General features: G+C 43.3%; 15 protein-coding genes. 6 read left to right on the top strand and 9 right to left on the bottom strand.

Features of this window, described 5'->3' with window-relative positions:
- Positions 1-104 precede the first annotated feature (104 nt).
- The 5 genes from ABT997_RS04005 to ABT997_RS04025 all read left to right on the top strand — a co-directional run bounded on the left by ABT997_RS04005 (position 105) and on the right by ABT997_RS04025 (position 9,675).
- Entirely contained in the window at positions 105-1,145 is a 1,041-nt protein-coding gene (locus ABT997_RS04005) for an acyltransferase family protein (protein WP_350018808.1), read from the top strand.
- 115 nt (positions 1,146-1,260) lie between these two features.
- Positions 1,261-2,874, top strand: coding sequence for a glycoside hydrolase family 13 protein (locus ABT997_RS04010; protein ID WP_350018809.1), 1,614 nt, complete (start codon positions 1,261-1,263; stop codon positions 2,872-2,874).
- A 539-nt stretch (positions 2,875-3,413) separates the two neighbouring features.
- On the top strand, positions 3,414-5,663 hold the full coding sequence (gene metE / locus ABT997_RS04015; RefSeq protein WP_350018810.1) for a 5-methyltetrahydropteroyltriglutamate--homocysteine S-methyltransferase: 2,250 nt from the start codon (positions 3,414-3,416) through the stop codon (positions 5,661-5,663).
- 67 nt (positions 5,664-5,730) lie between these two features.
- Positions 5,731-6,606, top strand: a complete 876-nt coding sequence (gene metF, locus ABT997_RS04020) for a methylenetetrahydrofolate reductase [NAD(P)H] (protein ID WP_126404786.1) — start codon at positions 5,731-5,733, stop codon at positions 6,604-6,606.
- Between the two features lie 132 nt (positions 6,607-6,738).
- A complete protein-coding gene (locus tag ABT997_RS04025) occupies positions 6,739-9,675 on the top strand; it encodes an ATP-binding protein (RefSeq protein WP_350018811.1) in 2,937 nt (978 codons plus the stop codon).
- A gap of 124 nt (positions 9,676-9,799) precedes the next feature.
- Here the strand turns inward: ABT997_RS04025 and hutG are convergent, their stop codons facing one another.
- The 8 genes from hutG to hutU form a co-directional block, all read right to left on the bottom strand.
- Positions 9,800-10,786 (bottom strand): formimidoylglutamase, encoded by a 987-nt coding sequence (hutG, locus tag ABT997_RS04030; protein WP_350018812.1) that lies wholly within the window; start codon positions 10,784-10,786, stop codon positions 9,800-9,802.
- An 87-nt stretch (positions 10,787-10,873) separates the two neighbouring features.
- A complete protein-coding gene (gene hutH, locus ABT997_RS04035; RefSeq protein ID WP_048716381.1) occupies positions 10,874-12,415 on the bottom strand; it encodes a histidine ammonia-lyase in 1,542 nt (513 codons plus the stop codon).
- Between the two features lie 228 nt (positions 12,416-12,643).
- Entirely contained in the window at positions 12,644-13,972 is a 1,329-nt protein-coding gene (locus ABT997_RS04040; RefSeq protein ID WP_048716383.1) for an APC family permease, read from the bottom strand.
- 20 nt (positions 13,973-13,992) lie between these two features.
- A complete protein-coding gene (locus ABT997_RS04045) occupies positions 13,993-14,571 on the bottom strand; it encodes a HutD/Ves family protein (RefSeq protein WP_223355551.1) in 579 nt (192 codons plus the stop codon).
- Positions 14,572-14,586: 15 nt separating this feature from the next.
- The gene (locus tag ABT997_RS04050; RefSeq protein ID WP_350018813.1) at positions 14,587-16,260 is read right to left on the bottom strand and encodes a formate--tetrahydrofolate ligase; all 1,674 of its coding nucleotides are present in this window, start codon (positions 16,258-16,260) and stop codon (positions 14,587-14,589) included.
- A gap of 52 nt (positions 16,261-16,312) precedes the next feature.
- On the bottom strand, positions 16,313-16,942 hold the full coding sequence (locus ABT997_RS04055) for a cyclodeaminase/cyclohydrolase family protein (protein WP_125374493.1): 630 nt from the start codon (positions 16,940-16,942) through the stop codon (positions 16,313-16,315).
- A gap of 12 nt (positions 16,943-16,954) precedes the next feature.
- Positions 16,955-17,854: a glutamate formimidoyltransferase gene (gene ftcD / locus ABT997_RS04060; protein ID WP_006595667.1), complete on the bottom strand. Its 900-nt coding sequence runs from the start codon at positions 17,852-17,854 to the stop codon at positions 16,955-16,957.
- Positions 17,855-17,935: 81 nt separating this feature from the next.
- Positions 17,936-19,966, bottom strand: a complete 2,031-nt coding sequence (gene hutU, locus ABT997_RS04065; RefSeq protein WP_223355549.1) for a urocanate hydratase — start codon at positions 19,964-19,966, stop codon at positions 17,936-17,938.
- 200 nt (positions 19,967-20,166) lie between these two features.
- On the opposite strand from hutU, the gene hutI reads away from it, so the two are divergent.
- A complete protein-coding gene (hutI, locus tag ABT997_RS04070; RefSeq protein WP_350018814.1) occupies positions 20,167-21,414 on the top strand; it encodes an imidazolonepropionase in 1,248 nt (415 codons plus the stop codon).
- Between the two features lie 109 nt (positions 21,415-21,523).
- On the opposite strand, the gene ABT997_RS04075 is transcribed toward hutI, so the two are convergent.
- Positions 21,524-22,495 carry a hypothetical protein gene (locus ABT997_RS04075; RefSeq protein ID WP_314369380.1) on the bottom strand — a complete coding sequence of 324 codons (972 nt, stop codon included), beginning with the start codon at positions 22,493-22,495 and terminating at the stop codon, positions 21,524-21,526.
- Positions 22,496-22,846 lie beyond the last annotated feature (351 nt).

Below are 22,846 nucleotides of genomic sequence, written 5' to 3' on the forward strand. Positions count from 1 at the left end.
AAAATAGAGGGAAAAAGGTAGATAAGGTTCTAAAGATTCCTTGCTTGGTCCTCTCTTTCATGCTAAAATAACCATAGAATCCGCATTTTGCAAGGAGTAGGAACATGCAAAAGAATTCCCTCTATAACACTTCAAGTATTAGTCTCTTTCAATACCTCTTTGCGATTGCAGTGATTTTGGTGCATAGTGGTCGCTTAACATCCTATGAACCGCTGCATTTTGGACTCAAGAGCATCCTTGGACGGCTAGCGGTGCCATTTTTTATCGTTTGTGCCAGCTTTTTTCTTAAGCAATCCCTAAAGGATGCAAGGGAAATGAAGGCCTATCTGGTCAAAATCGTAAAAACCTATTTATTTTGGAGTTGTGTCTATCTTCCCTATGCCTGGCTCTTTTTTTCTAGTCTCCATCTCCCTGTCTATCTCTTTCCAGCAGGCGTCCTCATCGCTCTGCTCTATCTGGGGATGTGTTACCAACTATGGTATATCCCAGCTTTTCTGCTAGGCTTGCTTTTGGTCAATCAATTGGTCAAACGCCTAGGCATGGTTTGGGCAGGTTTGATCACCTTGCTCCTCTATTGCTGGGGCTTGATTGAGACCTATTCGGCTTATCTGGACACCACAAGTCTTCTAAAAGGCTACCAGCTCTATAGCAACCTATTTTTCACAGCGCGAAATGGTCTCTTCTATACGCCCATTTTTATCTTTATGGGTTATTATCTGTATGATCATTTTGATTCACCAAGCTTTAGGGTTCACTGTTGGCAAAAGGTTGCTCTGGCTTTTGGCTTTCTCTGTTTAGAAGGCTTGGTTATTTTTCAACATGAAGGAATCGATAAGAACTTTTTCTTGCTCCTTCCCTTTGTCACGGTCTATTTGGTCAATGCTTGCCTAAAATCGTCCTTTCTAAAAAACTATGACTTACAGTATTTGAAACAGATGAGTGTGGCGCTTTACTTTTCGCATCCAATCTTCATCGAATGGGCTCGCTATGGCTTTAGCAATCTCCCTCTCTCTTATCCAGATAGGGGCAAGCTGATTTTTGTGGTGGCCTTGTTTGGAAGCCATCTCTTTGGAGTGGCCATGCTTTCTTATCACTCTAGGCAAAAAGAAAGGAAGAATCGAAGTTTTAACAAGGGAGGTCTCTAAAGAGACTTTCTTTTTTTACCTTAAGGAAGACATATAAAACGACTAAGAGTTGCAATTTCGTTCAACTTTGGTTATGATGTAAGGGATTACAAGCGAAATCAAAAAGGAGAAACACATGGAGAAAAAATGGTGGCATGATGCTGTGATTTATCAAATCTATCCCAAGAGCTTTTTAGATAGCAATGGGGATGGAATCGGTGACCTCAAGGGGATTACCAGTAAATTGGATTATTTGGAGAAGTTAGGCATTACAGCCATTTGGCTGTCGCCTGTTTACCAAAGTCCTATGGATGATAATGGCTATGATATTTCCGATTACGAGGAGATTGCTTCTATCTTTGGGACCATGGAGGATATGGAAAACTTGATCGCTGAAGGGCAAAAGCGCGGTATTAAGATGATCATGGATTTGGTGGTCAACCATACATCTGATGAGCATGCCTGGTTTATCGAGGCCAAGGAAAATCCAAACAGTCCAGAGCGAGACTACTATATTTGGAGAGACCAACCCAATGATCTTCTCTCTAACTTCAGTGGTTCAGCTTGGGAATTTGATCCAGCTTCGCAGCAGTATTATTTGCACTTCTTTAGCAAGAAGCAACCGGACCTGAATTGGGAAAATGAGACCCTTCGGCAGAAGATTTACGATATGATGAATTTTTGGATCGACAAGGGGATCGGTGGTTTTCGGATGGATGTCATCGATATGATTGGAAAGATTCCAGATCAGAAGATCGTAGCCAATGGTCCCATGCTCCATCCCTATCTGAAGGAAATGAATCGAGCGACCTTTGGGGATAAGGATTTGTTGACGGTTGGGGAGACCTGGGGAGCGACACCTGAGATTGCCAAGCAATACTCTGGTCCTGACAATGAGGAATTGTCGATGGTCTTTCAATTTGAACACATTGGCCTTCTCTTCCAAGAAGGCCAGCCAAAATGGCACTATGCTAAGAAGCTCAATGTTCCTAAGTTGAAAGAAATTTTCAACAAGTGGCAGACGGAACTGGGCATGGACGAAGGCTGGAACTCCCTCTTTTGGAACAACCATGACCTTCCTCGACTTGTCTCTGCCTGGGGAGATGACCAATCCTACCGGGTGAAGTCCTCGAAGGCTTTAGCCATTCTTCTTCATTTGATGAGAGGGACCCCTTATATCTATCAGGGAGAAGAGATTGGTATGACCAACTATCAATTTGAAAGTATAGACGAAATTGAGGATATTGAGTCCGTCAACTATGCCAAGGAAAGTCTAGAAAAGGGAGTAGACCTCGACACCATTATGGACCAGATCCGGCATATTGGCCGGGACAATGCTCGGACTCCTATGCAGTGGTCCAAGCAGCCACAGGCTGGTTTTACGACTGGTCACCCTTGGCTAGCAGTCAATCCAAACTATCAGGAAATCAATGTAGAAGCAGCTTTGGCTGATCCCTCATCCATTTTTTATACCTATCAACAATTGGTTGCCCTCCGTAAGGAGCAAGACTGGCTGGTTTCTGCTGACTTTGAGCTACTTAATACAGCAGATCAAGTCTTTGCCTACCAACGTGTAGATGGAGACCAGCGCTATTTGGTCGTTGTCAATTTGTCTAGTCAAGTCCAGAGGTTTGAACTGGAGGAAGACTACCAGTCTGTCCTTATTAGCAATACAGATGTAGAGCAGGTCGAAGAGAAGAAGGTGTTGGAGCCTTGGGATGCTTTTTGTGTGCAACTAACTAGAGCATAAGTTTCTACAAAAAAGAAGCGGATAGCTTTTCAGATTGCATATAAAGTCTTCTTTAAAACTTTCCTTAGGTGAGTACGGACGTCAGCGAACTTCGTAGAAGTTCCATGACTTAGTTTTGGAACTAAGGTTCCAAAACTCCCGAGTGCCTAAAACGCAATTGTTTCAGGCACTTTTCTCACAGCGGAAAGTTTTAGATCTGCTTGAATGACTAATAAAGAAACCAATTTTTTTGAAAAACAAATTAGCTATTTCATGTAAAGAAATGTTTATCTACATTCTAAAAGAAGCGGACAAATCGCTTCTTTTTTTGTTTTAGAGGGAGCGAGGACTGTCCAATGGGAGGGGGCTCAGTCTGTCTGGTAGAAGCCTTATAGTTATTTTTTATAAGGACTATTAGTTCTGGTCAATGGCAAGGGGCGAAAACCCTTGATCTATAAGGTTATAGCTTCTGGCTATACCATAAACCATTGAAAAGCAATTATACAGAAGGGGCTTCTTCTGATAAGATAGACTCAACTTGAATTTTTGGAGGACAAAACATGTCAACTACAATTATCGGATTCCCTCGTTTGGGTGAATTCCGCGAACTAAAATTTACAACTGAGAAATATTTTAGAAACGAAATTACAGCAGAAGATTTGTTGACTGCAGCAAAAGAATTGCGTGCGAAACACTGGAATATTGTCAAAGAAAAAGGCATCACTGAAATCCCATCAAATGACTTTTCACATTATGACAACTTCCTAGATGCTGCCTTCCTTTTCAACGTGGTTCCTGAATCGGTTCAAAACTTGGACTTGTCTGACCTTGAACGTTACTTCGCTTTGGCGCGTGGTTACCAAGGTGAAAAAGGGGATGTGCGTGCCCTTCCGATGAAGAAATGGTTCAATACCAACTACCACTATATCGTTCCAAAATTTGAAAAAACAACAGAAGTTAAATTGGCTGGTCACAAGATTTTTGATGAGTACCAAGAAGCCAAAGAATTGGGGCTTGACACTCGCCCAGTTGTGGTTGGACCCTTCACTTTCCTTCAATTGTCAGACTTTGAAGAAGGCGTAAAAGCAGAAGACTTTGTAGATAGCTTAGTAGCTGCTTACCAAGACGTTTTTGCTAAATTGGCTGAACTTGGTGCAACTCGTATCCAATTGGACGAAGCTGCTCTTGTCAAAGACTTGACAGCAGAAGAAAAAGCCCTCTTCTTGAACCTTTACAACAAGTTGTTAGCTGACAAAAAAGGTCTTGAAGTTTTGCTTCAAACTTACTTCGGTGACGTTCGTGACGTCTACGCTGACCTTGTCAAATTGCCAGTAGATGCCATCGGTTTGGACTTCGTTGAAGGTAAGAAAACTCTTGAACTCGTTAAAGGTGGTTTCCCAGCTGATAAGACGCTTTATGCAGGGATTGTCAACGGTAAGAATATCTGGCGCAACAACTACGAATCAAGCTTGGAAATCTTAAAACAAGTACCAGCTGAAAACGTTGTTTTGACAACTTCTTGCTCACTACTTCATGTGCCATTTACAACTGCTAACGAAGATTTTGAGCCAGCTATCTTGAACCACTTTGCCTTTGCAGTTGAAAAATTGGAAGAACTTCGTGACTTGGATGCTATCCGCAATGGCCAAGGAGATCAAGCTCTTGCTGCCAACAAAGAACTCTTTGCGACGGAACGTGTCGGAGCAAATGCGGAGCTTCGTGCTCGTATCGCTGGATTGACTGACGCAGACTACACTCGTTTGCCAGCCTTTGCTGAACGTGAAGCTATCCAAGAAGATGCCTTCAAACTTCCAGCTCTTCCAACAACAACCATCGGTTCATTCCCTCAAACGAAAGAAGTTCGTGCTAAACGTTTGGCCTTCCGTAAGGGTGAATTGACTCAAGAAGAATACGATGCCTTCCTTGCTGAAACCATTGACGAATGGATCAAATGGCAAGAAGAAGTTGGATTTGACGTGCTTGTACACGGTGAATTCGAGCGTAATGACATGGTTGAGTACTTCGGTCAAAACTTGTCAGGTTACCTCTTCTCTAAGAATGGTTGGGTACAATCATACGGTATGCGTGGGGTGAAACCACCAATCATCTGGGGTGATGTGACTCGTCTCAACCCAATCACTGTGAAATGGTCTAGCTACGCACAAAGCCGTACTGACAAACCTGTTAAAGGTATGTTGACTGGACCTGTGACCATCCTTAACTGGTCATTCCCACGTGAAGACATCTCTATCAAGGATTCTACTCTTCAAATCGCTCTTGCAATCAAGGATGAAGTTCTTGACCTTGAAGCTGCAGGTGTGAAAATCATCCAAATCGACGAGGCTGCTCTTCGTGAGAAATTGCCACTCCGTCGTAGCGACTGGTACGAAGACTACCTTGACTGGGCTATTCCAGCCTTCCGTTTGGTACACTCAACAGTTGCGCCAGATACACAGATCCACACTCACATGTGTTACTCAGAATTTACAGATATCATCCCAGCTATCGACAACATGGATGCGGACGTTATCTCATTTGAAGCTAGCCGTTCAAATCTTGAAATCTTGGACGAACTCAAAGCTCAAAACTTCCAGACAGAAGTGGGTCCTGGAGTTTACGATATCCACTCTCCTCGTGTGCCTAACGAAGGCGAAATCGACCACACCATCGAAGCCATCCTTGCTAAAGTACCAAGCAAGAAAGTATGGATCAACCCTGACTGTGGTTTGAAAACACGTGGTATCAAAGAAACTAGAGAAAGCTTGATCCGTCTTGTAGAAGCGGCAAAAGCTGCTCGTAAAGCGCTATAAGGCAAGCAGCAATTCCTAAGCTTACCGGTTAGCAATAAAACGCTCAATCAAGAAAGGAATACATTTGATGACTAAGCAAACACCGTCGCTCTCCTTTGAGGTTTTCCCTCCAAATCCTGAAGTAGGCAATGCCAAGCTCTTACGTGCCTTGGAAAATATGCAGGAATTAGCTCCTCACTTTATCAGTGTGACAGCTAGCAATAACAAATACAATATCAAAGAGACGACGGTTGCTTTAGCCAATCATATTCAGAATGAATTGTCTATTCCGACCATTGCCCACTTACCGGCTATCTATCTCAGTAAGGAAAAGGTAGCTGATACCCTTCATGAGTTAGATCAAGTAGGAGTTCACCGGATCTTGGCCCTTCGTGGAGATATTATTCCTGGTATTGAACCTTTAAAAGACTTTCGTTATGCAACGGACTTGATTGAATTTATTAAAACAGAAGCTCCTCACTTTGATGTGATTGGTGCTTGTTACCCAGAAGGTCACCCAGATTCTCCAAATCAAATTTCAGATATTCAAAATCTGAAAAAGAAAGTGGATGCTGGATGTTCGAGCCTAGTGACTCAGCTTTTCTTTGACAATGAGCGTTTCTACGATTTTCAAGATAAGTGTACCTTGGCGGGAATTGATGTTCCCATTCATGCAGGGGTGATGCCAATTCTTAACAGAAATCAGGCCCTTCGCTTGTTGAAGACTTGTGAAAATGTTCATATCCCACGGAAGTTCAAAGCCATTCTGGATAAGTATGAACATGATCCAGAATCCCTTCGTGCAGCTGGTTTGGCCTATGCGGTGGATCAAATTGTTGATTTGGTCACACAAGATGTTGCAGGTGTCCATCTCTACACCATGAACAATGAAGATGTAGCCTATCATGTCCATCATGCAACAAAAGCCTTATTTGAACACCAACCAAAGTTGGAAGTGATTTAATCAACAGTCTAAGCAGGAATTGTAGAGATTGAGAAAAATTTTTCTCAGTCTCTTTTTTACTTGGGCCAATTGCTTGCTAAAAGACAACTTTTTTTTTATAGTATTAATATAAAGATTTTGGAGGCGCTTGCAATGAAGAGAGAACTCACGTTGAAGTTATTTGGACCCCCTAAGGTTATTTTCCAACAGAAAGACATCCGTTTTTCCTTCTCAAAGATGGAGGCTTTATTTTATTACTTAGCTGTATCGGGTGAGGTTAACCGTGATGAAATCGCCGGCATTCTTTGGGGTGATAAGGAAAACCAAGTCGCTCGGAAAAATCTACGGAATACTGTTTACCAAGCCAATAAAATCTTTGAAGGAGATGTCATCGTCTCTCCAAGTAGGAGTAGCCTGTCCCTTAATCCTGAGCTGAATCTTTCTTTGGATGTAAAGCTTTTTGAAAGGGATCCGATAAGCAATTTGTATCTCTATCAAGGGGACTTTCTAGATGGCTTCTACGTCAAAGATGATGAAGACTTTGACCAGTGGGCTTCGCGCAAACGGAGCGCTTATAAGCAACTCTATATTGAAAGTTGTTATCAGAAGATTGACAAAGAGGGGCTAGGGGACCCTAGCATAGAGTCCTTACTCCACCATTTAGTAGAGCTGGATGAATTTGAAGAAAAGAACTACCAACTCTTGATGGAGTATTATAGAGTCCATCACCAGCTGGGGAAATTTTTTGAGACCTATTATAAGTTGGTCGATTTACTGGATCGTGAGCTGAATGTTCGTCCCAGTCGAGCGATAGAAGAACTCTACCATTCTGTTTTGGAAGCCAAACGCACCCATAAACAGAGCAATCGTGTGAATGTTCGAGAACTCCCTTTCTTTGGTCGCAAACACGAACTGTCTCAACTGGAAGAATACCTTTCCCTAGTAGAGAAGGGGGAAGCGATCGGTCCCCTCTTAGTCATGGGACAATCGGGGACAGGCAAGAAACGGTTGATACGTCAATTGGTCTTGATGTCCAATCGTAGTTTTAGCTTTGTCAAGGTGGAAGGCAAAGTCGGCAGTCGCAAACTAGATGAAGGGATCTGGGGTGACTTCAAAGGTTCCTTAGAGAAAGTGAGTGAAGAGCTGGAAGTCTCTCCTCTAGGAAAAGCGGACGATCTTCCTTCTGTTCGAAAGCACCTTCAAAGACTCAGCCAAGAAAAACCTCTCCTGATTCTTCTCGAAAATGCCCAGTGGATGGATGTAGCCTCATTCGACAAAGTGAAGCAATTAGAGGAAAAAAGTAGCGGGGAAAAATGGCAACTGATTTTTACAGCTGAGGGTCCTTTGCCAGAATTCTTGGTCACCTTCTTTGGTGGCTTAAAAGTAGAGAGACGGTTGTCCCAGCTAGAGTTGACCAATTTTGATCCGACAGAAAGTCGGTCACTCTTGCAAGGCCAATTGGGGCAGATAGAACCAGCCCTAATCGAGCAAATGATGGAATGGAGTGAAGGCAGCCCCTTCTTGCTGTCCAGCTATATAGAAGAGTGGAAAGAGAAGGAAAGTTTAGAGCCCTTGCCTGATATCATTCAAGCTTATCTGTCTCAAGAACTAGGTGACCTGAACAGTGAAGAGGAGTCTCTTCTTCATTATTTGTCTTGTTTTCATAAGCCGATATCTATGTCTATCTTGGCCGATTTGACAGCTACAGATTTTTCTGTTTTAACAGCATTATTAGATTCTTTAGCTCAAAGAGGAATCATCTCAATAGTGGAGGAAGGGGAGGATCTCTTGGTCCAATTTTGTAAGCGATTGGTAGCCATGTACTTCTACCAACTCCTATCACCAGCCAGAAGACGCCTCTTCCACCAACAAATCGCGCAAAAACTGGAAGAAACCTTGGAAGATTCGACAGACCTTCTCTTCTATAAGGAGATTGCCTATCAATACAAGCAGTCCCAAAATCTCTTGCGTTCCTTGTCCTTTGAGTTGACCTACTTAGAGGAAATCCTTCAGTTGGAACATGAACTGTTCCCGATTTATTCTAAGGGAGAAGAAGGGGGAGTATCCGATGGAAAAAATAGCCATTTGGACATTTTGGGGGAGCTCTCTCATCTTCGTCGAGAACTGGATGAGCTTTTCTCAAGGCACCAGAAAGATAGAGACTACAAGTATTTAAAACTGCGTTACTTGTATCTAGAGGGACGCTACTTTATTCGAAGCGGTGAGTACCAAAAGGGGATTCATGATATTCAAAAGGTCATCTCTTATGCTCGGGAACTCAAGCGACTCGACTTCCTTTTAGAAGGTTACCGGCAAATCATTTATTATTGCATTCAAACAGAAAATATTTCTGAAATGGCCTATTACACAGATTTAGCTTTAGAAGATGCTATTCAGGCCAACAACCATGAAGCCATTGCGATTCAGTTACGCTTGAAGGGCTTGTACTATTTGATGGTGGGTGATGAAGAGCAGGCGACTCGCCACCTCTATCGCTCGATTGATTGCTTTAGTCTAACCAATAGCATGCAGGTCAAGTATGCCATTCAAATTGCGGCATCTTTAGCCTACCTCGCTGAAATAGAGCAAGTGAGAGGACATTTTCAAGTAGCTGTCACCCATTTGGAAGAGGTCCTACGTCTGGTGGGAGATCAATCTGTTGATTCCGTGCGAGTTGTGTTTGATATCGACCTTGGGATTGCCTACTATTGGAAGGGAGACTTGGTACAAGCCCGTCTCTATTTTGACAGAGCTCAAAAGGTTTTGTCCGGTGTTCGCTTCCCTTGGAAGGAAGAATTACTCGAATTTTATCAATCCTTAATCGCCTGTCATTTCGGAGAGCAAGAGGAGGTAGCCCATTACCTGGCTCGTAAAGAATTGACCATGAAGCAAGCGACTCATTCACGGGATAAGGGGATGGTTTATTATCTATTGACTTTTCTGTCGGCTCAAAAAGAGCAAGGAGAGCAATTGAATCCTGCTTTGAGCACCTTCTTAAAAGAAGATAAGAATTACTATAAAAAGCTAGCAGAGCAACATTTGGCTCCATATAGAGATCGTCCCTTCCTCAAGAGATTAAAAGACCTCTAGTGTATTTTATCCAGCTTATCAAGTTTGCTTTCCTTCGTCATGAAGGAAGAAAGAAAAAAGGCTTAGCAAGACCCTAGGGATGGATGTTGCTAAGCCTTTCGTATTGTTAGAGAGCTTTTGGTTTCTATTTTTGTTGAGCCAAGATTTGGGTCAAGTAAAAGATGAAAGTTGCAGCAAGGTTGGAGGTGTGGTTGTCAATATCATGAGGAGGGGAGACTTCCACGATATCAAAGCCAACTAATTTACCACTAGCAGCAATGTGTTGGAGCAACATTAGGGCTAGTTTTGGATCCACACCAAGTGACTGGATGGCACTGACGCCAGGGGCAGATCCAACGGAAAAGCAATCCATATCGATAGAGAGGTAGACGGCTGTCTGTTTTTTTAAGAATTGATCAATCCGATCAAGAATGGCCTGGTGGCTCATCCGGAAGAGATCCTGTCCTGTTAAGAAATCAATACTTGGTGTTTTTGCCACATAGTTGAATAGGAACAAGTTGTTGCTATGTTCTTGAATTCCTAAGATTAAGTAAGGGAAATCTTTGCACTCTTCTTTTGCATGGTCCGCCATTTGGCGAAATCCTGTTCCAGAGTTGGGACCGGTTTGGTCGTAGGGACGCAGGTCAAAGTGAGCATCTAGGTTGATGACAGCCAATTGTTCATCTGGTTGCAAGGAGGATTTGAGGCCTAAGTAGTGACCATAAGCCGTTTCATGCCCTCCTCCGAGGACGATTGGTTGAATATTTAACTCCAACATCCGTTTGACAGTTAGAGAGAGACTTTCTTGCAAATCTTCAAGAGAACGATTGGGGCCATCGATGTTCCCGACATCAAAAACTGTGACGTTGGTGCCCCAGTGCCAAGGAAGTTTGGCGAGCTGGGTGCGAATAGCATTAGGACTTTCGACAGCACCGACGCGACCGTTATTGATATAGACTCCTTTATCGCTTTTAAAACCAAGGATTCCAAAGGTGACTTCTTCAAAAGGAGTCAAGGTTTCATCATTCAAATCCAAAAACTTCGTCAGCATTCCCCATTTGGCTGTATAAGGATTGTCTTCAATACTGCCTTGGTAATAACTGTAAGTCGTTGGGTAATAATCTCTAAGCACGTTACATGCCTCCGTTTGTTGGTATTTGGCTAGAATTGGAAAGGCTGAGAAATTTTCTCAGCCTTTTTCTGCTGTATCCTTACTGTATCAGTATTGAATGCTTAAGTCAACTGCTTTTTCGATGGTTGCTAAGAATTCTTCACTTTCGACAACAGCAGATGCTTTATTGAGTTCTTCGAAGATTTCGATGTCCTTGTCAAATTCAATGAAGGCCACCTTGCTGCGAATCATGTCATAGGCTGGTTTTGTACCTTTACCAAGTTCATGATTTTCTGGTTTGAGATCCAAGGCTTGGCAGGCTGCCATAATTTCAGTAGCAACGATGCGGCGTGAATTCTTAAGGATTTCTGCTGCTTTACGAGCTGCTGTAGTTCCCATGCTGACGAAGTCTTCTTGGTTTTCACAAGATGGGATAGAGTCAACGCTGGCTGGGTGAGACAAGATTTTGTTTTCAGATGCAAGAGAAGCACAAGCATACTGCGTAATCATGAAGCCTGAGTTGAGGCCAGGGTGTTTGACCAAGAAGGATGGCAATTTACTAAGCTGGCTGTTGACCAAGCGTTCCACCCGACGTTCAGATACGTTTCCGATCTCAGAAAGGGCAATACCCAAGAAGTCAAATGGTTGTGCCATTGGTTCACCGTGGAAGTTACCTCCGGAGATGACGTGTCCTTCCTTGGTGATGATTGGGTTATCTGTCACAGAGTTGATTTCGATTTCAACTTTTGTTTTTACATAAGCAATAGAGTCTTTGCTGGCTCCATGGATTTGAGGAATACAACGGAGTGTATAAGGATCTTGTACCCGTTGTTGGGTCGCAACAGTTGTGTTTTTGCTTCCTTCAAGGAGGTTACGGATATTACGAGCGGTTGCCAATTGTCCACTTTGAGGACGGATAGTATGAAGGTCTTCTTCAAATGGGCTGGTAATACCATTGTGGACTTCCATTGAAAGAGCACCGGCAATGTCAGACAGTTTGAGCAATTGGATACCATCATAAGTCGCAAGAGCGCCGATACCGGTTAGGACAGTCGTACCATTGATCAAAGCAAGCCCTTCTTTGGCAGCCAATTGGATCTTTTCAATACCAGCTTGGTCGAGAGCTTCTTGACCGCTCAAGAGTTGACCTTTGTAGTAGGCGTGTCCAAGTCCCAACATTGGGAGCACCATATGAGAAAGGGGGGCAAGGTCTCCGGAAGCTCCGAGTGATCCTTTTTCTGGAATATAAGGAGTCACTCCTTTGTTAAGCAATTCTAATAGTTTTTCAACAGTTGACAGACGAATGCCAGAATAGCCTTTTAAGAGCGAGTTGATCCGGATGAGCATGATAGCACGAACGGCATCTTCTGGAAGTGGATCACCAAAACCAGATGCGTGGGTACGAATCAAGTTTTCTTGCAGTTGGACAGTATCTTCTGGAGAAATGCTGACATTACAGAGAGAGCCAAATCCAGTGGTCACACCATAGACAACACGTTTTTCACGGACGATATCATCAACAATTTTACGAGATGCGATAACAGCTTCTTTGGCTGCTTCGTCTAACTCACATTGGGCACCGTGCCGAGCGACGGCGATGACCTCTTCCAGTGTTAAGCTGTTACCATCTAAATGAATCAATTGAGTCATATAAAACCTCCGATTATGAATTGTTCTGTAGAAGTAGATTTGTTTACTTCGGTTTGAATACCAAACGTGAGCCCATTGTCTATGATTCTTAGAAGGATTGAAAGAAGTCTTAGAGAAAAGAGCTCAGGTTTGATATTCGTAGCTTCTTAGATGGGCTAGGGAGCAAAGAAATTCTTTGCTCCTCCTAAGTTCCCATCTAATGTGTAAATAGAATTGGTGAGGACTGTTTTATTTTTTAGCTAGTTTGTCACCGTGGAAAACAAAGTAAAGTCCACTAGCGATTACTAGACCGATAGCTCCCCATACAAAGTTCATTAGATTATCCCCTGCAATCATCAAGATACTGATGACAACAGCCAAAATTGGGATAACTGGACCGAATGGCACTCGGAAGGTAACCTTTTTCTCTGGGTACATTTTTCTGAGTTTGAGCGCTGCCAAAGCAGTCGGAATATATTGGAAGAAACGGAAAACAACACTGAAAGTTGCTAAGGATTCGAAAGATCCAGATAACAAGAGTAAGAATGCAAAGAAACCGGAAATGATAATGGCAATGACAGGAGCATTCTTGGAGTTTGTTTTTCCAAGTTCTGCTGGCAAGAGTTTTTCGTCTGCTAGGGCAGCACCGAAACGAGGAACCATAATGGATTCACCGATGTTGAGACCGGCGATTGAAATGAGAGCACCATAGGAGACAAGAGGGGCACCGATAGGGCCAATCATTTTAACAAATGCGTCTTGTACTGGTGCCTCGGTTCCCATAATGCCTCCACCAAGCATAGCGATTGTTCCAGCGATGATCAACATGTAGAGAACTGAGACGATACTGATGGATCCCAAGATAGCACGAGGAACGTTCTTTTCAGGGTTACGCATTTCCCCTGCAACGATGGACATGGTTTCGAATCCGATAAATCCATAGAAGATGTAAACAGCGGTACTAGAAATAGCACTAAAGAGATTTGATCCACTTTCCAATTGAAGGAAAGGTGTGAAGTTGCCCTTGCTTACTCCACCAGGAATAAAGAAGATGGCGAAGAGTGAGAAGAGGACAATTGGGATTAATTTTGCAACAGTAGCTGTCAGTGTGAACATTTTCGATGTTTTCAGACCGGCGATGTTCATAAGACTCAAGAGAACCAACATAACGATACTAATCTGTAGGTTGTAGCCTTCGAATGCTGGGAAGGTAATGATGAAGATCTTAGCAAAACCAGCTAGCATAGCAGCCCAAGCGATAACGGTAACGGCCCATCCGAGGATCCCGACGTTAAAGCCGACAAAGTCTCCGAAAGCTGCTTTTGAGTATTGCATGGCTCCACCGTTTTTATCAAAGTAGCCAGCCGTTTCAGCCAGACAGGCTGATAGTAGCATGACAAGAATAGCTACTCCAAACATGACGGCCAGGGAAGCTGGTCCGAGGCCAGAATATATCTTTTTGGGCAAGAGGAAGATACCAGACCCAATCACGGCATTGATACCGTATAGAGTGGCACCGCTAAAGCTGAATTTCGCTTTTTCTTGTTCCTCAATCGACTGTTTATGTGCTCCGTTCATAATGTCTCTCCTTTAAAACATTATCTTAGCGCAGTCCAGATAGCAATCGGTTGCTTCCCAGACTGAAGGGGTGAAAACGTGATTGTCATCTCTTGAAGAGGAGATGCTTGTTCAATAAACAGGAGCTCGTGAGTTTGGAGGGAGTAGGATTGTCCCTTTTTCCATTCAAGTGTTAGTGGACAGAGAGCATAGATCCATTGATAGCGACTCTGGCTCGTGACACTTTCATTTGGGGATATAGCACTCATATGCCCCTGATAGGAAGGCTTATAGATGAGATTAAAATCTTGACAGGTCCCTTGGCTGGATACAGGATCTCCCCCGTCAAAGAAGTAGCTTTGAAATGGCTTCAAAACCACTTCTTTCTTTTGATGGGTGAGTGTAATCGATGAAGTCAGAGGCATCAAGATTCGGTGGTAGCCTGTGAGATCGGAAAAGTCACTTGTTTCAACCTCTACCGTTGCTGTGGAGAGGCGAAAGTCAAAGGTCCGATCTGGATAACTTCCCTCTTTTGGAGAGAGGAAGAGTTGGGTAGTTTGGCCACCGGACCAAGTAGATATCTGATAATCTGCGGGGGTAAGATGAAGGATAGTCACCATAGGACGTCCTCTTTCTTAAAAGAGACCAGTGATATTGCCTTGGGCATCGATATCAATCTTTTCACTGGCTGGAACTTTTGGCAGGCCAGGCATGGTCATGATCGTTCCGGTGAGAGCTACGATAAAGCCAGCTCCGGCTGCTACCTTAAGGTTACTGATTTTAACAGTGAAGTCTTTTGGTGCTCCGATCTTCTTGGCATCATCCGAGAAGGAATATTGCGTTTTGGCCATACAAATTGGGTAGTTTGAGAAGCCAAGAGCTTCCAATTCTTTGAGTTCGCGTTTAGCAGCTGGCGTTAGGCTGATACCTTTTCCACCATAGACTTTTGTGACAATCTTGGTCAATTTCGTTTCAATGCTGTCTTCGTCGTCATAGACATAAGAGAAGTGGTTTTCTTCTTGAGCTAGTTGAATGACTTTTTCAGCTAGGTCGCGTCCACCAGCGCCACCATGTGCCCAGACATCCGAAATGACAACATCTACATTGCGTTTCTTACAAGATTCATAGACAGCTTCTAGCTCTGCCTCTGTATCCAGTGGGAATTTGTTAATGGCAACGACCACAGGAAGGCCATAGACTTCTTGGATGTTGGCCAAGTGTTTGTCTAGGTTTGGCAGACCATCGATAACAGCTTGGACATTTTCAGTAGCCAAGTCCGCTTTGGCAACTCCACCATGCATCTTGAGAGCACGGATGGTTGCGACGAGGACTACGGCAGCAGGTTTGAGTCCTGCTATACGGCACTTGATGTCGATGAATTTTTCAGCGCCTAAGTCTGCTCCGAAGCCAGCTTCTGTCACGACATAGTCTGCATATTTGAGAGCTAGTTTAGTAGCTAGCACACTGTTACAGCCATGAGCAATATTGGCAAATGGTCCACCGTGGATAATAGCAGGAGTATGTTCCAAGGTTTGTACCAAGTTGGGATGGATGGCATCTTTGAGAACAGCTGCCATAGCGCCTCCAGCCTTGAGGTCTTTAGCTGTGACCGGTTGTCCTTGGTAGTTGTACCCAATGATGATGCGATCGAGGCGTTCTTTGAGGTCAAGGATATTTTCTGAGAGACAGAGAATAGCCATGATTTCAGAAGCCACTGTGATATCAAAGCCATCTTCACGAGGAACCCCATTTGTTTTTCCTTGGAGGCCATCGACAATATGACGGAGTTGACGATCATTCATATCGACCACCCGTTTCCAGGTGATGCGACGAGAATCGATGCCCAACTCATTGCCGTGATGGATGTGATTGTCAATCAAGGCAGCAAGCAGGTTGTTGGCAATCCCAATGGCATGGAAGTCACCTGTAAAGTGAAGGTTGATGTCTTCCATTGGAACCACTTGGGCGTACCCACCACCTGCAGCTCCCCCCTTGATCCCAAAGACAGGGCCAAGTGAAGGTTCGCGGAGGGCAATAACCGCTTTTTCACCAATAGCAGAGAGGGCATCCACTAGTCCAACAGAGGTGGTTGTTTTTCCTTCTCCGGCAGGTGTCGGAGAGATGGCTGTCACAAGGATCAGCTTTCCATCTTTCTTGTCCTTTAGTTGTTCCAGTTGATTGCTATCGATTTTTGCCTTGTACTTTCCGTAGAGTGAAATATCCTCTTCGGTCAATCCAAGTTCAGCAGCGATTTCTGTGATGGGCTTCATTTGGACAGAATTGGCAATTTCAATATCCGATAAAATCATAGAATCCCTTCTTTCTTTGTAGGTATTAAAGTTATAAAGTTGAATGATAGGTTTATGATAGGCTTTCTAAAATGCTTTGGTAAATGCTATCTGCAAGGTCAGAGCCTGTTTGGAGGAGTTCGAGACCCTTGCCGTGGTATTCTTGGACAAAGTCTTGGTCCTTGATTCCTGAAATGTTGATTAGGACATTAAGCCAAGCCCCCTGAAGGCCAGCTTTAAGGTTGAGAGCAGCCACCCCTAGGTCACTCGCCGCATTGGTATTGGACTTGCCAACAGCTTCTTTGGTGGTTTCAAGCGCCTCAACGATGAGCTCCATCATAGAGAAAGGAGATACTGTCGCATGTTTCAAAGCTTTTTGCATGGCTTCACGACGAGCGGCTTTCTCTTCTTCCGTTTCTTTTGGAAGATCAAAGACAGCTGATACGACGTTGAAAGCTTCTGTATCCTTGTCAATAGCTTCTAGTAATTGATCTTGGAGGTGGGCACTTTTTTCGTGAACCCCTTTGATGTGGTCTTCAAATTCAGCGTATTTTTTCTTACCAATGGTCAGTTCGCAGACCATTTTTGTAAGGGAAATCCCATTTGCAGCAGATAGGGCAGCAGCAGAACCACCACCTGGAGCTGGGGCATCTGAACCAAGAACCTTGGCAAACTCAGTAATACTTAAGTCAACTAGTTTCATAGAACTCCCTTTCTAACCCAACAAGTGATTTTCCAAGACTTGTTTGCTGTAGTCAAAGTCTTCTAATTGCAAGTAGTATTCAGCAGAGTCGATCAAAGCCTTAGCTGGAGCAAGTCCGATGAGTTCTGTTCCGATGATTCGAACCCCGTAGCGTTGTGCTTCGAAACGAACGGTTTCAACGACGCGATACAATGGGAATTTTTCCAAGTTGACCATGTTGATAGAAACTTGGGCAATGTTGCGATCTTCTAGCATAACACCAATCGCTTTACAGTATTTGTATCCACCGCTGGATCCGCGAATGATTTTAGAAATGTTATTGGCAATTTCTAGATCATCTGTGTCCAGGTTGACATTGAAGGCAACGAGCGGCATACGGACACCGACAGCAGTAACCCCTGCAGTTGGGTGAATCTTGCGTTCACCGTAGTCTGGTTTCCAGTCTTCTTCCAACAATTTTTCTGGCATTCCTTCGAATTGGCCTTTACGAACTTTAGCGAGGTTGGTGCGTTCTGGACGGGTTGCGGCATCTTCATAGAGGAAGATTGGAATACCCAATTCACGATTGATGCGTTCCGCTACTTTATTAGCGATTTCAACACATTCATCTGTTGTGATATCTTTGACTGGAACGAATGGACAAACGTCTGTTGCTCCCATCCGAGGGTGTTCGCCTTCGTGCTTGGTCATATCGATGTTTTCAGATGCGTATTTTACCAATTGGAAAGCCGCTTCTTGAATGGTTTCTTCATCCCCAACGAGTGTAAAGACGCTGCGGTTGTGACTAGCATCAGACGAGTAGTCTAATAATGTAACACCTGGAATGCTTTTCGCAGTAGCGACTAATCCGTCGATTACAGCTTGATTGCGTCCTTCGGAGAAGTTTGGAATACACTCAACAATTTTTGCCATATGATTACCTCTTTTTATAGGAGAAGTGGGGAAGGAGGGCAATGTATTCTCCTCCCCTTTCTCAATTTTTATTTTTTTGAATTAAAACAATTTTTGAACCGCATCTTTGACCAAATCTTCGTCTGCAAGATAAGGAATAGTGATGTGGTCTGTTCCTGCATGGAGACGGTTGTATTCGATCGCTGTTTCAATAGCATGATTGTTCCGTGCCCAGTTCCGACGAGCAACCCCTCCCATGGTATCCCATGAAATAGCAGATTTGATAATTTCGTCGATTCGGTGACTACCGTCTAGAACAAGACCGAATCCTCCGTTGATAGCTTTACCGATACCAGTACCACCACCATTGTGGAGAGCAACAAGACTCATACCGCGAGCAGCGTTACCAGCGTAACATTGAACCGCCATATCGCAAGTAACGTTCGATCCATCTTTGATATTGGATGTTTCACGGAATGGAGCATCTGTACCAGATACGTCATGGTGGTCACGTCCGATCATGACTGGTCCGATCTTACCTTGGCGAATGAGTTCATTGAATTTCAAAGCAATGTTGACACGGCCCATACAATCTTGATAGAGGATACGAGCTTCTGTACCCACCACCAATTGGTTCTTTTCAGCATCGCGAATCCAGTTGTAGTTATCGCGGTCTTGGTAACGACGAGTTGGATCGATCGCTTCCATAGCTGCGTGGTCAGTTGCAATCAAGTCTTCGTGTTTACCGCTGAGGCAGACCCAACGGAATGGTCCATAACCATAGTCAAAGAGCATAGGGCCCATGATATCTTCTACATAAGATGGCCAAATGAAGCCGTCTTTGTCATCCAAACCATTCTTAGAAATTTCCTTGATGCCTGAGTCATAAACAGATTTCATGAAGGCATTACCATAGTCGAAGAAGTAGGTACCTTTAGCAGTCAAATCTTTAATCACTGCGAAGTGGCGAGCCAAGGTTTCATCGACGAGACGGTGGAAGGTTTCCTTGTCTTCTGCCAACAAGCGTGTCCGTTCTTCAAAGCTAATACCAGCTGGACAATAACCACCATCGTAAACGTTGTGGCAAGAGGTTTGGTCAGACAAAAGATGAACATGGACTTGGTGTTCATTGACATATTCAAGCAAGTCTACGATATTACCATGGTAGGCAATAGAAGTTGATTCACCAGCTTCCAGTGCTGCTTGAGCCAATTTCACAGCTTCTTCGGCACTGTCTGTCACTTGACTAATCCAGCCTTGAGAGTGACGGGTTTCGATCCGAGAGCGGTCCACTTCTGCAACGATCGCAACAGCTTTTGCAATTTCAGCTGCTTTCCCTTGAGCGCCACTCATACCACCGAGACCAGATGAAATAAAGAGTTTACCAGTTAAGTCACCATCGTCAGCAACGCCGAGTTTAAGACGACCAGCATTAAGAAGAGTGTTGAAGGTACCGTGAACGATTCCTTGAGGGCCGATGTACATCCAGCCACCAGCAGTCATTTGACCGTAGTTGGTAACGCCCATCTCTTCAGCAATTTCCCAGTCGTGCATGTTGTCATACTCACCGATCAAAAGACCATTGGTAATGATAACGCGAGGAGCTTCTGGTTTAGACTTGAAGAGGCCGAGTGGGTGACCAGATTCAACGACCAAGGTTTGGTCTTCTGTCATCACTTCCAAGTATTTCTTGATCAAGTTGTATTGCATCCAGTTAGCACAGACAGAACCTGTTTCTCCGTAAGTGACCAACTCATAAGGATAAAGAGCAATCTCAAAGCTCAAGTTGTTGTCGATCATGACCTGCATAGCTTTAGCAGCAGTGCAGTTTCCTTTGTACTCATCAATTGGTTTTCCATAGATCCGATCTTTTGGACGGAAGCGATAGCCATAGATCCGACCGCGAGTTTTTAGTTCTTCTAGAAATTCTGGGATCAACTCTTGGTGGAATTTTTTAGGGATGTAACGCAGAGCGTTTTTAAGGGCAATCTCAGTCTGAGCTTGCGTTAAGCGGAAGCCTCTATCAGGTGCACGACGGATGCCTTCTTGAAACGTTGCCTTTTCAGGTAGGACATCAAAGTCAAGTTTGACAGACATAGCAGCTGCAATTTCTTTATCGTCTATAAATGACATAGTAGGAACCTCCTTATGTATAAACTATGAATTTATATTTTCTTTATTGTATCCAAGAAACGTCAATAAAGAGTCAAAAATAAATTTAATTTTTAATAAAGCAAAAAAAAATGAGGGAAAAACTTTTTGACTTTTTTTTGACGCTTTTGCTTTAGAATTATAAAATGAATAACAATGGAAATAGAAAGGAAAGTATTCATATGTCTGCTGATGTAATCTTAACCCACTTTAACCAGTTGTTTTGTCCAAACGACCTCGGTCATCCTCTTTATGGCAAGGAGATGGCAGAGGCAAAAATCCTTTCTGATGCTTATATCGCCATTAAAGATGGAAAGGTACTTGCAGTGGGGAGCGGTCAACCAGATCCAGGACTGATCGATGACCATACGGAAGTAAAATCCTGTGAAGGAAAAGTTGCGACCCCTGGATTGATTGACTGCCATACCCACTTGGTCTATGGAGGCAGTCGTGAACATGAATTTGCTAAAAAGTTAGCGGGTGTTTCCTACTTAGACATCCTCGCTCAAGGCGGTGGAATTCTAAGCACCGTTCGGGCAACACGAGAAGCGTCCTTCGACAACCTTTATGACAAATCCAAACGACTGTTGGATTATATGTTGCGCCATGGGGTGACAACTGTTGAAGCCAAGAGTGGTTACGGTTTGGATTGGGAAACGGAAAAACGCCAATTAGATGTAGTAGCAGCCTTGGACCGAGACCATGAAATTGATCTGGTTTCAACCTTTATGGCAGCTCATGCGATCCCGACAGAGTACAAGGGCCGTTCTCAAGAATATTTAGATCTGATTATTGAACAAATGATTCCAAAGGTAAAAGAAGACAATCTAGCTGAATTCTGTGACATCTTCTGTGAAAAGGGTGTCTTTACAGCAGATGAGTCCCGCTATCTTCTGTCAAAAGCCAAGGAAATGGGCTTCAAATTACGAATTCATGCGGATGAAATTGAGTCCATTGGTGGCGTGGATGTAGCAGCCGAATTGGAATCTACCAGTGCAGAACACTTGATGGTCATTACTGATGAGGGCATTCAAAAACTAGCAAAAGCAAAAGTTATTGGAAATCTTTTGCCTGCAACAACCTTCAGCCTCATGGAAGATACCTATGCACCAGCTCGTAAGATGTTGGACGCTGGCATGGCTATTACCCTAACAACAGACAGCAATCCAGGATCCTGTCCGACAGCCAATCTCCAGTTTGCTATGCACCTTGGTTGCTTCATGATGCGCCTAACTCCAGTGGAAATTCTCAATGCAGTGACCATCAATGCAGCCTACTCAGTAGATCGTGCCAAAACGATTGGCTCTTTCGATGTTGGAAAACAAGCTGATATCACGATTTATGACGCACCAAATCTAGATTATCTCTTCTATTTCTTTGCGACTAACCTAGTGACAGATGTCTATAAGAATGGTAAGAAAGTGATTTAATTTTCTTCGTTTTAAATGTGACCTAAATAGAAAAACCCCCTCATCAGAATTGGTTGATGAGGGGGTTTTAGGGCTTAGAAAAGTATTTCAAAAGAGGAGTTAGAAAGCTTTAAATTCCAACCTTGACATCTGGGAATCGCTCAGACACCTGTGCAAAGAGAGTGTAGAGTTGTTCTTCAGAGTTCTTCTTATTTTTAATGGCTAGGCGGTGCTGTTTCTTTGGCTTGTCCTTGCGGATGTAGCACAATTGGAAGATAGAGCGGGCAATACCTGATTGACGAACTCGAGTGACATGTAAGTATAGTTGTTGAACATCTCGTAAATCAATCGTTTGCGTTCCTCTGAAATAGGTGATCAAATGATTTTTGTATAAGATAACTTTTAAGTCTTGATTGTAGTAACTGGCCTCATCAGCCAAACGGTTTAGATCTCCTTGGAGTTCGGGATAGTTTTGGTGGAGTTCCTGATAGGAAGCAATGGTCCGTTTCCGAACAGAGAAGCTGGCTACAACCATTGTAATGGTAAGTCCAGCTAAAGCAACTGAACCTAGCAAGAGGAATAAGGAGTCTTTGTTATATTCCGTAAGGCTTAGATAATAGTTGGTCGTCATATTGAGTGACACGACAGAAGTCGGGTCAAGGAGGGAATGGATGTACTCACTATAACCGACAAGGCGACCATTGCGAGATGTATTCTTGCTATCCTTTGCCAAAGGGGCTAATTGCGTTCCCTTTAGTTGATAAGGATCGGTCTGCAGTTCCCCATTCTTCGCTTTATCAATGATTTCTTTAATCGTCGCATCGTCTTTTTTGGTTTCGATCCCTGCATACTTACCATCATTTTGGTTATCGTATTGGACAATATAGAGTACATGCCTTTTGTCCACAGTTCCGACAGGTTCTGGATAAATATCATAGACTTGCATCGTTACAGGATCCCCAGACTTTTCTGCCTTAGCAAAGCTAGTAGCAGGATTTTGGTGACGAATCCATAATGAAAATATTAATCCTGCGAATGCTAGGAAGACAAGGGCAAGCACCAGACCTGAAACAAATCCTTTATTGCGTTTTTCCTTAATCATATCGACCTCCTTTAGTTTGATATCTAAAGTATATCATGAAAGATTTTATGTGACAAGGAAATTTATAGACGGCTGATTTCTAAGGCTTTTTAGTAGTTTTACCCAAAAGCTGTCTGTATAATGATTGAAAAATGGTTTGATTTTAAAAGAGATTTGTAACTTTTTATAAAAAACTATATTTTTTTTAATTTTTTCTATATACAAAAAGATAAATTATTGATAGAATAGAAAAGAATTGAATTAAATTTGGTTCGCGCTCATTCTGTCTTCATGTTAGTGAAACAGAATGTTTATAACCTAAATACTTGCACTGGATTCTAATTCATCAGAATCATAGCTAGAATTTGAGAG

It is taken from the genome of Streptococcus australis, assembly GCF_040226615.1.
GTDB lineage: Bacteria > Bacillota > Bacilli > Lactobacillales > Streptococcaceae > Streptococcus > Streptococcus australis_E.